The following is a 13598-nucleotide window of genomic DNA, read 5'->3' as shown; positions in this document are numbered from 1 at the left end:
GGTCTCTCTTGTGATTGTTGTAGGAGTGAACTCAGGTTCGGGCGCCGGACTGGCGATAGCGATCCAGCGCCACCGCGCCGATGATCACGATGCCCTTGATGATGTACTGCCAGATATCCGATACCCCCAGCAGCACCAGGCCATTGGTGAGCACCGCGATGATCAGTGCGCCGATCAGCGTGCCGCCGATGGTGCCGACGCCGCCGGTGAAACTGGTGCCGCCGAGGATCACCGCCGCGATCGCATCCAGCTCGTAGGATTGGCCCAATTGCAAGCCATTGGCGGCGAACAGGCGCGAGGCGCTCATCACCGCGCCAAGCCCGGCCAGGGCGCCGGACATGGCATAGACGAACAACAGCACTTTCCACACCTTGATTCCCGACAACCGCGCGGCTTCCGGGTTGCCGCCCACCGAGTAGATCTGCACGCCCATCACTGTGCGGCGCAGAATGAACCACGACAGCGCCACCACGGCCACGGCGATGACCACCAGCCACGGCACGCCGAGGATCGAGTCGTTGCCGATAAAGGCAAACGGCAAGTCCGGGTTGAATACCGTCTTGTCATCGGCCAGCAAGCGCGCCAGGCCGCGCATGGCGGTCAGCGCGCCGAGGGTGACGATAAACGGCGGCAGGCGCATGAACGCGATCAACCCGCCGTTGACCAGGCCCAGCAACAGCCCGAAGCCGATACCGGCGGCAATCCCGAACATGCCGAACTGCGGCGACATCGAGGCCTGCAGGGCGACCACCGCCGACGCCGCGAGGATCGCGCCGACGGACAGGTCGATACCCGCCGTCAGAATCACGAACGTCATGCCGGCCGCCAACACCACATTCACTGAGGCCTGCTGCGTGATGATCGACAGGTTCTGCATCGTCAGGAAGTTTTCGCTGGCCAGGGCAAAGCCCACCAGTAGCAGCACCAGCACCGGCAACATGCCCACCGTGCGCATCAGCTCGCGTACGCGTTCAGCCTTGCCCGTCGTTGTTGCGATATTCAATTCAGCCATTGACCACCACCTGATCGCCACCGGTGGCGAGGTCGATAATACGTTCCTGGGAGATGACGTGACCGGAGGCCCCGCCGACTTCAGCCACCAACTGGCCTTCGCGCATGACCAGCACACGGTCGCAGGTGCCGATGATTTCCGGCAGCTCGCTGGAGATCACCACGATGCCGACACCCGCCTGGGCCAATTGATTGATGATGCGGTAGATCTCGGATTTGGAGCCGATGTCCACGCCACGGGTGGGCTCATCCAGGATCAGCACATGGGGCTTGACCTCCAGCAGCCGCGCCAGCAACACCTTTTGCTGGTTGCCACCGGACAGCGCGCCCACATTGACCTTGCCCGACGCCACGCGGATCGACAGCGCCTTGATCGCGTCGTTGGCGCGCTGTGCGCCATGGCTGCGATCCAGCACACCGCCGGCATGGGCATCCGGCACACAGGCGCACACATTGATGTTGTCGGCCACGCTCATGTCGAGGAACAGGCCCTGGGCCTTGCGGTCCTCGGTGAGGTACACCACGCCGGCGCGGATCGCATCGGCCGGGGTGCGCAATTGGGTGACGTGCTTGCCGACCACTTCGAGGGTGCCGCTGGTGCGTGGGTCGGCGGCGAAGATCAGCCGCGCCAGCTCCGTGCGCCCTGCCCCGACCAGCCCGGCGATGCCCAGCACTTCGCCGGCATGCAGGTCGAAGCTGCACTGGCGCACGCGTTTGCCGTCGGCCATGTCACGCACGCGCATCACCACGTTGCCAGGGTTATAGGCAGCGTGTTCTTTCTTGTAGAAGCCGGAAAGATCGCGGCCGACCATCATTTTCACCAGCACTTCGGCCGACAACGCATCGCGGCTCAGTTCGCCGATGTACTGGCCGTCGCGCAGCACCGACACACGGTCCGACAACTCGTAGATCTCGGCCATGCGGTGGCTGATGTAGATGATCGCCAGGCCCTGGCCGCGCAGTTGTTTGATCAAGGCAAACAGGCGGTCGGTCTCGCGGGAGGACAGCGGCGTGGTCGGCTCGTCCATCACCAGGATCCGGGCGTGGGCATGCAGGGCGCGGGCGATTTCCACCAGTTGGCGCTCGGCAATCGACAGGCTGCTGACCGGCGTCGAGGGTTTGAACTCGGCGCCCAGGCGTTGCAACACCTCGATGCAGCCGTCCTGCATGCCCTTGCGGTCGATGGTCCAGCCACGCCGCAGCTCGCGGCCCAGGTAGATGTTCTCGGCCACGCTCAGGTTCGGGCACAGGCTCAGTTCCTGATAGATCACAGCGATGCCGAGGGCTTTTGCGGTCGCAGGGGTGAAGGTGGCGACGGGCTGGCCATCGATGCGGATTTCGCCGCCGGGGTCGGCCTGATAGGCGCCGGAGAGGATTTTCATCAGCGTGGATTTGCCGGCGCCGTTCTCCCCCATCAAGGCGTGGATTTCCCCGGGGTAGACCTTCAGGCCGACGCTTTTGAGCACGCGCAAACCGTTGAAGGTTTTGCTGATGCCCTGCATCTCAAGCAAGGGTTCAAGGCTCATGGATGAGCTCCTGGATTTATTGTTTTTGTTGTCGAGTGCTGCCGACTCTAGTCCAGATACATTTGCTTACGCAAGCGCTTGCGTGCGCATTTATTTGCTTGATGAAACGTTTCACCCAGCCAAAAATACGCGAAGCCTTGCCGCGCCGGCTTTTACGCGTCAAATGGATGGCGTAGCCATCAAAACGCCATGATTTCTGCTATTGTCCCAGGAACGCATCTCCTGCGCGTCGCGTTCGCGCGATCGTCAATGAGCATGCTCCACGCCATCGTGTTTTGCCGATGGCAGGCCTGAAGTTCACGGAATGCTTGGCAATGGACACCCCTCTACCCGACCCGCCCCAATCACGCGCTGAAAAGATCGTTGAGTTCAAACGCCAGAAAACCTTGCTCAAGACTGGTGCGCTGCAGGACGCGATCTTCAACAGCGCGTATTTCTCCAGCATCGCCACTGACGAAAAAGGTGTGATCCAGATCTTCAACGTCGGCGCCGAACGCATGCTCGGCTACGCAGCTGCGGATGTGCTCAACCGCATCACACCCGCCGACATCTCCGACCCTGCCGAACTGATCACCCGCGCCGCTGCCCTCAGCCTGGAACTCGACACGCCGATCACCCCGGGTTTCGAAGCCCTGGTGTTCAAGGCTTCCCGTGGCATCGAAGACATTTATGAACTGACCTATATCCGCAAGGACGGCAGTCGCCTGTCGGCCATGGTCTCGGTGACCGCCTTGCGCAACCGCCATGACACCATCATTGGCTACCTGCTGATCGGTACCGACAACACCGCACGCAAGCAGGAGGAAGCCGAACGCAAAGGCTTCGAGCGCGCGCTGGAAGAAAAGAACCTGGAGCTGGAGCACGCCAGCCACATGAAGTCCGAGTTCCTTGCGACCATGTCCCACGAGTTGCGCACGCCGCTGAACGCGGTGATCGGCTTTTCCGAAGCGCTCAAGGATGGCCTGGTGGGCGATATGAGCGAAGTGCAGCGCGAATACATCGGCGATATTTTCACCAGCGGTCAGCACTTGCTGTCGCTGATCAACGACATTCTCGACCTGTCCAAGGTCGAGGCCGGGATGATGGACCTGGAGCTGGAAGCCGTGGCGCTCGACGGGTTGCTGGCCAACAGCTTGCTGATCGTGCGGGAAAAGGCCGCGCTGCAGCGCATCGAGTTGAAGCTCGAATGCGCGACGGATTTCGGCGTGCTGGCCCTGGACCTGCGCAAGACCAAGCAGATCATCTACAACCTGCTGGCCAATGCGGTGAAGTTCAGTGAACACGGCGGCCGCGTGACCCTGGCGGTGCGCGAAGTCAGCCGCGACCAGGTCGGCCAGGTGTCGGGGGATTGGCCGGCCCATGGCTTCGCCCTGCAACCCAGCGCGCACCAGCGGTTTCTGGAACTGAGCGTGAGTGACGCCGGCATCGGTATCGCCGAAGACGACATGAGCAAGCTGTTCAAGGCCTTCAGCCAGATCGACAGCAGCCTGGCGCGCAAGTTTGAAGGCACGGGCCTGGGGCTGGCGATGGTCAAGCAACTGACCGACCTGCACGGCGGCAGCGTCGCTGTGGCCAGTCGCGTGGGCCTGGGCGCCCGCTTCGTAGTGTGGCTGCCATTGCATCGTGCCCCGGAGGCGTCATGGCCGACATCCTGATCGTCGAAGACAACGAGGCCAACATGCGCCTGGCCCGCCTGCTGCTGATCAACGCCGGGCACACGGTGCTGTGGGCCGCCGACGCCGAAATCGGCCTGACCCTGGCCCGGGAAAAACAACCGGCCCTGATCCTGATGGACATCCAACTGCCGGGCATGGACGGCCTGGCCGCCACATCCCTGCTCAAGCAAGACCCCATCACCGCCCATATCCCGGTGATCGCCCTGACCGCGATGGCGATGAAGGAGGACCGCGAAAAAACCCGACTGGCCGGTTGCGATGCCTACATCATCAAACCGCTGCGCTACAAAGAGCTGTACCAGGTGATCGACAGCTTGCTGCAAAAGACTATCAACCCCCTCACATGAGCCCTCTCCATGGCCAGCCAACCCGCCACGCTGTTGATCGTTGACGACGAACCCCAGGTTCGCAAGCTGCTGGAAACCCTGTTGCAGCATGAGGGCTACCAGACCCTGAGCGCCGCCAGCGGTGAAGAAGCCCTGCTTTTGGTGGCGCAACAGCCGCCAGACCTGATCCTGCTGGACATCATGATGCCCGGCATGGACGGCTACGAGGTGGCCAGCCACTTGAAGGGTGATGAAACCACGGCCAGCATCCCGATCATCATGCTCTCGGCCCTGAGCGAGTCCAGCGCCCGCGTCAGTGGCCTGGAAACCGGCGCCGAGGAGTTCCTCAGCAAGCCGGTGGAGCGCGTCGAGTTATGGCTGCGGGTGCGCAACCTGCTGCGACTCAAGGCCCGTGGCGACCAGTTGAAAAACCATAGCCTGTTGCTTGAGCAGCAACTGCAGCGGCAAACCGATCAGACCACCGGCATGAGCGTGCACGACCTGGCGCGCCAGGACCTGGAAAAGGACTTGCGCCTGGCGGTTGAGCAACAGGATTTCACCCTGCACTACCAGCCCAAGATCGAGTTGGCCGGTGGCCAGATATGCGCCCTGGAGGCGTTGCTGCGCTGGGAGCGCCCAGGCTATGGGCCGGTGTCTCCGGCGGTGTTCATTCCTATACTGGAGAGCATGGGCTTGATCGTGATTGTCGGGCGCTGGGTGATCGACAGCGTGTGCCGACAGATCGCGACCTGGCAACGCGGCGTTATCGGCGCTGTGGAGGTGTCAGTGAATGTCTCGGGGCATCAATTGATCGAAGGCGACCTGATTGCCGATATCGCCCATACCCTGGCCAGGACCGGGGTTCAGGCCCATTACCTGGAGGTCGAACTGACCGAAAGCTCGCTGATGGAGAACACCCAACGCACCATCGCCAGCCTGCAGCGCCTGCGCGCCATGGGCGTGAAAATTTCCATCGATGACTTCGGCACCGGCTATTCAAGCCTGGCGTATCTGCGCCGTTTTCCCCTCGACACCTTGAAGATCGATATCGCCTTCATCCGCGAAGTCACCACCAACCCACAGGATGCGGCCATCACCCGCACCATCATCGAACTGGCCCACAGCCTGAACCTGCGGGTAGTGGCCGAAGGCGTGGAAACCCAGGATCAGCTGGCGTTTTTGAAGGAGGCCGGGTGTGACCAGATCCAGGGCTACCTGTTCAGCCGACCGTTGCCGGCTTCCACCCTGGAGCGCCTGCTGCTGGAGCGCCTGGCCCCCGCACCTTGATCGCTGACTCCGGCGCTCTTGATACTGCGGCCAGCAAGCGTCAAACCACATTGAACCTGTATCCGGCCATGCCTCTCCAACCTGCATAGACCACGGCCGGATGCACGCTTGATGACGTTTATTTTATGGATGGCCGTACTCGGGGCTATTTTGCTGATACTGGCCCTCACCTCCTCCTATCTGCGCTGGATGCCGGTGACCACCTCGGCGGTGTGCCTGTTGCTGGGGGTCGCCATCGGCCCACTGGGTGCGGACCTGCTGCACCTGGACATCAAGGGCTCGGCCCGCTGGATGGAGCACCTGACCGAAGTTGCGGTGCTGTTTTCACTGTTCGTCAGCGGCCTGAAACTGCGACTGCCCCTCAAGCATCGCACCTGGCGTATCGCCTTCGGCATGGCCGGGCCGGTGATGTTGTTGACCATCCTCGGCGTGTGCCTGGCGTTGCACTATCTGTTGGGGTTGTCATGGGGCGTGTCATTGCTGGTCGGCGCGATGCTCGCACCGACTGACCCGGTGCTGGCCGGCCTGGTCCAGGTCAACAATGCCCAGGACGATGACCCGTTGCGTTTCGGTTTGTCCGGTGAAGCCGGGCTGAACGATGGCACCGCTTTTCCCTTTGTGATTTTCGCGCTGCTGTTCATGCAGCACGGCGGCTTCGACGGTGACTGGCTGGGTGGCTGGGTACTGAAGAACCTGCTGTGGGCAGTGCCGGCCGGCTTGTTGATTGGCTATTGGATGGGCCGGGGCATCGGGCGTGTGACCTTGCGCATGCGCATCGCCAATGCCGACAGCACCCTGTCGCCCAACGATTACCTGACCCTGGCCCTGATTGCCTTGGCTTACGTGGCGGCGCAAGCCGTGGGTGGCTATGGCTTCCTGGCGGTATTCGCCGCCGGGCTGGGGTTGCGCCAGGCCGAATTCAAATCCAGCGGCAAAGCGCAGACACCGTCCGAGCACCTGGCGCGACCCGTGGTCGGGCATCTGGAAGTGGCGCCGGAAAAAGCCTTGCACGGCGATGTCAGCGCGCTGGAAGACACGCAAATTGCCGCCGGGGTCATGATGGGCGACATGCTCGCGTTCGGCGGGCTGGTGGAGCGTTCGATGGAAGTGTTCCTGGTGACGGTGCTGGGGATCGTGCTGGCCAGTCATTGGGATTGGCGCGCCCTGCCGATAGCGGCGTTGTTGTTCTGCGTGATCCGGCCGTTGAGCGTATTGGCGATGCCCTGGGGACGCCTGATCGATCTTCGCCAACGCGGCTTGATGGGCTGGTTCGGCATTCGCGGAATCGGCAGTATCTTCTACCTGTTCTATGCCCTCAATCACGGCCTGATCGGCACCAGCAGCGCGGTAGCCGTGGACCTCACGGTGTCGGTGATCGCTTTGAGCATTGTCGTGCATGGCCTGAGCACCCAGCCGATGCTGGCGTGGTACGAGCGTCGCAGCCAAGCGATGGGAAAATGAAGAGACGCCGATTGGAAATAAGCGGATAACTCTGTATTGACAAACGCTGGAACCGATGAAGTTCGAGAGTTACTCAGGGGTAAACCAAGCAAATCTACGCCTTGGAACCATCCTGCCCCCTGAGATGACAGCACACATGACTCCCACTTTGAGCCGCATCGCTTCGTACCTCCCGCGCACGGACATCCCACCCGAGCCCCTCTCTCGCCCCAAACGTGAAACCCCGGCGCTGGAAACAGCTGATAACTCGCGTGTCGCGGGCGATCGCGAGTTGGCCAACGAGTATGGGTTTGCAATGCTACGCGCGGCCAAGGCCGGTACGGATGTGCGTATCAACGCGATTGACCCACACTCCACCTTCGGCCAGTGGCGCGAGCAGTTGAAAAACACCCTTCAGTTACCCGACGTTGTTCAGTGGGCTCAAGACAAAGGGATCGACGTTTCGTCGCTGATACTCAACACGCAGTCAGGGCAAGTTTCCTTCAAGCTCAAGCGCCACCTTGACCCCCAACAGAAACTGCACACGGTTGGTCCAGAAGACCGGCAATGGGCCGCTATCCGTGGGCCTATCCTTCACGCCGCACAGGTTATCTGCGCCGGGTATCCTGATACAGCCTTCATGCCTCAGGAGGTTCTTCAGGATGTGCAAATTCCGGGATCGATAATCGCGCGTTTTTACCAGGAACAGCCGCCGGCGCTGACGGCGAGTGACCTGCGTACACAGGCGCAGGGCATTCTGCGCAACTCAAGCTTCAAGACCCTTGATGCTGGCACCGACGCTGGCTTGATCGAATCCCGCAGCGAGGACGCGCTCTTGCACCAGCAAGCGTTAGTGGGCGATATCCTCATCCGCAATCAGGTCGTCTTCGAACTAAAGGAGGTGCCGCCCTTGCCAAAGGACGGCTTCGAACACCCCGATGATCTTGAAAACCAGTTAAAGCGCAAGAAACTCTCCCTGCCTGCTCATAACACCTATCCCTCCACCTATCCCTCCACCTACCCCTCCGCCGACCATCAACCAGCGAACACCATCAGTGTGTTTGACTATCTGCGGGATCATGGCTTGGACATCCCCGGCAATCACAACGAGCTAGCAAACCTGGTCTCATCGCTTTCCACACTGCCTCCCTACTCGCCCCCCAATGGCAACCTGGGCGGGGCGCTGGCCTGGCCCGTGCCGCTTGATACGCAAAGCCAGCAGCAGCTCAAGGCAGACATCGGCGCAGGCAAGTTCGGCAACATCAATGTGAGCCCCTTCAAGAATGTCCTGGAATATCTGCTCGACGGCAGGAGGGTCACGGCTGCCGACCTCAATGATCCACGCAAGTTGATCGATACCTTGATCGAAGCCCCTGAAAGCAAGGCCCTGGGAGAGGCGATTCAGGCTGCATTCGAAGCGCGCGAAATCAAGGGCAGCGCCAACGATTGGTTGCTCGCCGCTATGGGCCTGGAGGAAAACACAGAGGACGGCGATGGACTGACCATTGAAGGCTATCGACTGGTCAGCGCTGAAAACACCAACAAAACCGCCTCAACAGTCGTCAAGGCATTGACCGATCATCTGCTCGCCAGCGACAAGGCTTCGTCCCCCGAAACCGCCGCCATTCAAGCACACCTTTTGCTGACCAGCAGAGCGCCGGAATTCCTGATCAAGGATATTCCGAAGGAGGTCACCATCGGCACTCACGCTTGGGTCAGTTTCGCCACCGCTGTTTCGCGCATCGAAGCAAAAGCGCCAGGCTCGACGGCAGGCATGACCTTTGCGCAAGTCATGCTTGAAAGCAGCATCGCACCGATCAGTGAACAAGAGCGCCACATTGAATATGCCGCCCAGAATGACGCGCTCAAGGATTGGGCCATCGCCAACGGGAGAAAACCGCCGCTCACCCCCCTTGTAATGGGCGAAGTGCGCAAAACGTTCAGTGCGATGATCAACGAACTGAGGGAGGCTAGCGAAACATCACTCGGCAACCTGCCAACGGCCAAAGAAATAGCACTGACGCAGTTAAAAAAAGCGCTGCCGGACATGGACCCCAAACTGTTCGAGAAAAAATGCATCACCATAGACCCTCCCCATAAACGGTTCCCCGGGCCTTACTCGATACTGGACGCCTACATCGATGGCCGACCGCTTTTCTGGACGCCCAACCGGGAGGAGTTCTGGTCGGAAGAAGCACGCAACTTCAAAAATCTTTTCGTATCCAGGGAAAACGAGGAGCGACCAGATTCACGGCCAGCAGCCTGGGTATCCTCATCAAAAGAGTTCGACCTTGACAAGGTGACTCAAACGCTGAAAACCCTGCCACGCCCCAGAGAGCTGTTCGAGCCGCAATACGCTGAGTTCTCAAGCGCCTTGAAGAAAATCAAGTCCGCACAGTTCAAACAGATGATCGCCAAACTTCCGCTGGAAGACCGCGAGAACCTGGCGTTCATCAAACTGCCCGTTCGCAAGCTCATCAGGTATTACCGAGACGATCATCCCCGGGTCGTGGAAGAAGGCGTACTGCTGTTCAACACCGAGCGCAACGGCAAGAAAATGACCTACGCGATTGATCGGATCAAGGGCACCGTGACTCGGCGGCCCGATCAGACTTACGTCGAATACCCACCTAGAAATGGCACTATTCCGCAATTGGGCCAAAGGTACGACACCGTCAAACCTGAGGGTTCGCAACCGCCAGCACTGCCCGACGGGAAAACAGCCGGGCACGGTGCGCCTGACAGTTTCAACAGCGCCAGTACCCAATACATCATCGACACGCTGTTTGCGGACATGAACTTGCCCGAGGTAGAGCGTTACGCCCGAGGGGCGACAACCTTTGATACCCAAGTACCCCTGCATAAGACCATTGAAGCAATCGTGGTGGGGCTGATTCCCTTCAAGTCGAGCATCGAGAACTTGATCGCGGGCAACATCAAGGAAGGTGCCGTCGAACTGGCTATTGATATCTTTGGTTTCGTGGTGGGCTTCGGCGGTGCGGTCAAAGGCCTGAGCGCCCTGGCGAGGGGTGCATCGACGCTCGCAAAAGCAGGTCAGGTCGTCAGAATCATCGGCCGAGCAGCACTCGGCGCGCTGAACCCGTTGGACGGGGCTGCTGATCTAGCGCGAGGCGCCCTGCATCTTGGAAAAAAAGCCGTCAACGCAAGCTATAAGGGTATTAACCACCTGCGCAATCACCACCGCAGCGTCGACCTGCTGCAATTGGCCAAAAGGCCCGATATCGCCGAAGGCACCTACAAGTTGGCCGGTAACGGCAATGAAATTCCTGCCCTGGCCAAATTCGACGAAGGCACGCAAAGGTGGTTTGCATTTGACCCGCGTACGCAACAGGCCTATGGCAAGTCCCTCGAGCAGTTCAGTGTTGGCCCACGGGGGGGATTGGACGCGATCGGCAGTAACGACGCGATAAAGACCGTCAGCCAACGCCATGGCTTGGCAGCCGCCGGCACATTCAAGGTCGGACAGAAGAGCGTTGAAGGCAACGTCGTGATGTTTCAGGGCAATTGGCATCAATACGACCCGCTGAAAAAACAACCTATCGGCCCTCCATTGAAAGACTTCACCCCCAGTCGGGTAGCGGCCAGTGGCGAAGTACGGGTCGCGGATGCCGATTTGCTGGGGTATCAAGCCAACTACATCGAACCGCGAGAGCTCTCGAGCAAAGGCCTGCAGGGCAACGTGTATCAAGGCCGCAGTAAAAAGGAATATGTGAAGGTCGATGGAGCGCTGTATGAATCCAAAGTCAAGGACGGCCAGCGATTCATCCTCCACCCCACAGGCAAGGGCCCTGACATACCGGTCAAGGATCTCGGCATTTCCGGGTGGGAGCCTCGCTCCAGGTCTGTCGGTCTGCTGGGGGGCGCAAAGGAATTTCATACACCATGGCAATTGGGCGATAACACGTATGTCGTGCCGATGGACGGTATCAAGGTGGTGGAAAACGCTGCCCCGCCTTTCAGGATCAACGTCAAGGGCGTCGACCACGCCGTCGACTTTGACAGTACACACGGCGCCTGGCGAGGTGTCTCTTCAAGCCTGGACGCTCCCTATTTCTGGCGAAATCCTAAAGGAGCGTGGCAGCAAGGCAACATTAATGACTTTCTTCGCGCTAAAAAGGCAGACGCTCATCACTACCAATTCGTCGATGTTTCGGCGATCCCGAAAGTCCCGAAAGAGGTCACCCCCTTACCCCAGAGCTTGCATTATTTTTGGGCCGGCCAGGACCTCCCCGCCCATTTGGCCGACAACCTGGCTAAAAACAGCCGACGTGCGCCCGGATACACCTCAGTCATCCATGTTGACGCCGATACCCCTGAAATTTTTGAAAAGATAAAAACCACCCTGAAAGACAAAGCCCCCGGCGTGACGGTCAAGAACTTTCGTGAGGATGCTCTCTACACACAGTTGAAAAATGACGAAATGTACAATTATTTCCGTCAAGGACAAGGTAAAAACCTGGCCGCCACTTCGGATGTCGCGCGTTATCAAATCATGCACAAGCATGGTGGGGTTTACCTGGACACCGATGACCTCATCCAGACCAACGTCGATTCCGGCGCGTTAATGGCGGGGGCCAATGATGTCCTGCTCGGTCACCCGGTTGTGCATCGGTCCACCGACTTCAAACCTTTCTATAACAACAGTAACTTTGCCACCCAGCCTGGCAACCCGTTGATGAAAGAAGTCATCACTGAAATGCACAAGCGCTTTGCCGCGAACAAACCCTATTTTGTGAGCAACCGCCCGGTGGCCCGGCAGTCTATCAACGGTGGTGCATTTACCTCTGATCTCGACGAATACGGGAAAAAACTATTCGAAACGACGGGCCCTACCCTGCTCAACGACACACTCAAGGTAAAACGACCCGATATGTATGAGCTTGGACTGGAAGGGTTCTCAAAAGATACGAATGTCGTGGACGGAGAACTGGTCTCGTCTGGGCCGGTCGTCAACAACGAAGAGAGAGCCCTGGACTTATATCGAGAACGGGGTATTAAGCCGCCCCTGCTGCTGCGCCTTCATATCAGTAAAATGCGCGAGCATTATTTCCCGCTTCGCCATAAATTCAACGTGAAACCAGGGGCCGACCATTCCTGGAAGACTGGCTGATCGCCCCTCGTTCAACCTCTACCCGTCCGGACGGATCAGTCCTGCTCCTCGGTGTTGCCGACGTCCGCCGCTTCATCCAGGTCGTTGAGCGGCACTTCGGCATCGTCCATCAACGAGCCTGGGTCTTCATTTCCAGGATCGTTGAGTTCTTCGTCCAGTTCTTTTGACATGACCATCTCCTCTAACCGCCTTGGGTATCGATATCAGCATCGGTTTCAGGCTTGGGCTCGAGCGGCTCAGGCTTGAAGTCTGGACTGTAGTCGTTTTCCTTGGCCTCTGGGTCGCTTGCCGGCTTTGGGTCTTTGGGGGCATCGGCGCCAGTGCTGGGGGCCGGCTCGGCACCGTCGATCGCTGGGTCGTTGCGGTTACTGGTTTGAGGATCGTTGTTAGTCGTCATGGCACACCTCTTTACAGGCCTGTGGGGCATCTGTACCCCGTAATGCTAAGGCGCCGCGTTACGGGATGAAGTTCAGTCCGATTGCTCAGTGCAATGGGTTGTCGACCTGGATGTAGAAGGCATAGATGCCCAATACCAGCCAGAACCCCATGAATAACCAAGGCGCGCGCATGGAAAACAGCAGCGATTTGCGATAGCCCTTGTGGGTCGACTCCATTTCGGAAAACAACGGCGAGTCATCGTAGGCCATGCCCATCACCGGTTCACTGCGCAGCAGCTCGCTTTGCTTGTAGTGCCAGTGATCGATGATCTCGTAGGCGGCGCGTATGCCCGGCCAGGCGTTGAGTGAGCTGAGGATCCCCAGCGCGGCGAGAATGGCCGGCACCAGCAGGGTGAACAGCTTGCCCCACTCCGGGTTGAGATTGCCCATCCCGGAGACGAAGGCAATGACCAGGAATGACTGGGCGGTAAGGTAGGCGTCGGTGCGGTTGGCCAGGATGCTGGTTTCGTACTGGATCTCGCGACGATAGAAGTCGAGACGGTCCTTGGGCGAACCGAAGATCTTGGCGTTGTGCTCGCTGTGATCGGTCAGCGCCGCTTCCGGGGAGTTGGGCGAAATGATTCTGGGCACGACGGGGGCTCCACAAGGTTTCAAGGCTTATTAGAAGAAGCGCGTCTGGAGGAAGTTCAAGTTTGTCGCGCACCAAATTGAGGCGCCGTGGTGAGGGCCGCCTCGCAGCCAGCGGCGGCAAACGCCCACGCCACGGGATAATCACCGTGCCTCAGCGGTTCCGGCACACGCCT

At 59.6% G+C, this 13598-nt stretch carries 11 protein-coding genes; 6 read left to right on the top strand and 5 right to left on the bottom strand.

The window, feature by feature from the left end; all coding sequences use genetic code 11:
* Window positions 1–31 precede the first annotated feature (31 nt).
* Both C4J93_RS13560 and C4J93_RS13555 read right to left on the bottom strand, forming a co-directional pair.
* Window positions 32–1012, bottom strand: a complete 981-nt coding sequence (locus tag C4J93_RS13560; RefSeq protein ID WP_124429607.1) for a ribose ABC transporter permease — start codon at window positions 1010–1012, stop codon at window positions 32–34.
* Window positions 1005–2537 (bottom strand): sugar ABC transporter ATP-binding protein, encoded by a 1533-nt coding sequence (locus C4J93_RS13555; RefSeq protein ID WP_124367047.1) that lies wholly within the window; start codon window positions 2535–2537, stop codon window positions 1005–1007. The genes C4J93_RS13560 and C4J93_RS13555 overlap by 8 nt, the downstream gene beginning before the upstream one ends.
* Here C4J93_RS13555 and C4J93_RS13550 point away from each other — a divergent pair.
* The 6 genes from C4J93_RS13550 (at window position 2536) to C4J93_RS13525 (ending at window position 12397) form a co-directional block, all read left to right on the top strand.
* The gene (locus C4J93_RS13550) at window positions 2536–2730 is read left to right on the top strand and encodes a hypothetical protein (RefSeq protein ID WP_124429606.1); all 195 of its coding nucleotides are present in this window, start codon (window positions 2536–2538) and stop codon (window positions 2728–2730) included. The genes C4J93_RS13555 and C4J93_RS13550 overlap by 2 nt on opposite strands.
* 121 nt (window positions 2731–2851) lie before the next feature.
* On the top strand, window positions 2852–4192 hold the full coding sequence (locus C4J93_RS13545; protein WP_124429605.1) for a HAMP domain-containing sensor histidine kinase: 1341 nt from the start codon (window positions 2852–2854) through the stop codon (window positions 4190–4192).
* On the top strand, window positions 4177–4560 hold the full coding sequence (locus tag C4J93_RS13540; RefSeq protein WP_124362853.1) for a response regulator: 384 nt from the start codon (window positions 4177–4179) through the stop codon (window positions 4558–4560). The genes C4J93_RS13545 and C4J93_RS13540 overlap by 16 nt, the downstream gene beginning before the upstream one ends.
* A 9-nt stretch (window positions 4561–4569) precedes the next feature.
* The gene (locus tag C4J93_RS13535; protein WP_124404173.1) at window positions 4570–5826 is read left to right on the top strand and encodes an EAL domain-containing response regulator; all 1257 of its coding nucleotides are present in this window, start codon (window positions 4570–4572) and stop codon (window positions 5824–5826) included.
* Window positions 5827–5937: 111 nt separating this feature from the next.
* Window positions 5938–7287 carry a sodium:proton antiporter gene (locus tag C4J93_RS13530; protein WP_124404172.1) on the top strand — a complete coding sequence of 450 codons (1350 nt, stop codon included), beginning with the start codon at window positions 5938–5940 and terminating at the stop codon, window positions 7285–7287.
* A gap of 136 nt (window positions 7288–7423) precedes the next feature.
* Window positions 7424–12397: a glycosyltransferase family 32 protein gene (locus C4J93_RS13525; RefSeq protein WP_124429604.1), complete on the top strand. Its 4974-nt coding sequence runs from the start codon at window positions 7424–7426 to the stop codon at window positions 12395–12397.
* 35 nt (window positions 12398–12432) lie between these two features.
* On the opposite strand, the gene C4J93_RS27395 is transcribed toward C4J93_RS13525, so the two are convergent.
* The 3 genes from C4J93_RS27395 to C4J93_RS13515 form a co-directional block, all read right to left on the bottom strand.
* A complete protein-coding gene (locus C4J93_RS27395) occupies window positions 12433–12567 on the bottom strand; it encodes a hypothetical protein (protein WP_256658857.1) in 135 nt (44 codons plus the stop codon).
* Between the two features lie 11 nt (window positions 12568–12578).
* Window positions 12579–12794: a hypothetical protein gene (locus C4J93_RS13520; RefSeq protein WP_124429603.1), complete on the bottom strand. Its 216-nt coding sequence runs from the start codon at window positions 12792–12794 to the stop codon at window positions 12579–12581.
* An 85-nt stretch (window positions 12795–12879) separates the two neighbouring features.
* The gene (locus tag C4J93_RS13515) at window positions 12880–13425 is read right to left on the bottom strand and encodes a hypothetical protein (RefSeq protein WP_124367040.1); all 546 of its coding nucleotides are present in this window, start codon (window positions 13423–13425) and stop codon (window positions 12880–12882) included.
* Between the last annotated feature and the right edge of the window lie 173 nt (window positions 13426–13598).

Source organism: Pseudomonas sp. R2-37-08W (genome assembly GCF_003851705.1).
Classification (GTDB): domain Bacteria; phylum Pseudomonadota; class Gammaproteobacteria; order Pseudomonadales; family Pseudomonadaceae; genus Aquipseudomonas.
Note: the sequence above shows the minus strand (reverse complement) of the source record. Positions and strands in the feature narration are given on the sequence as shown.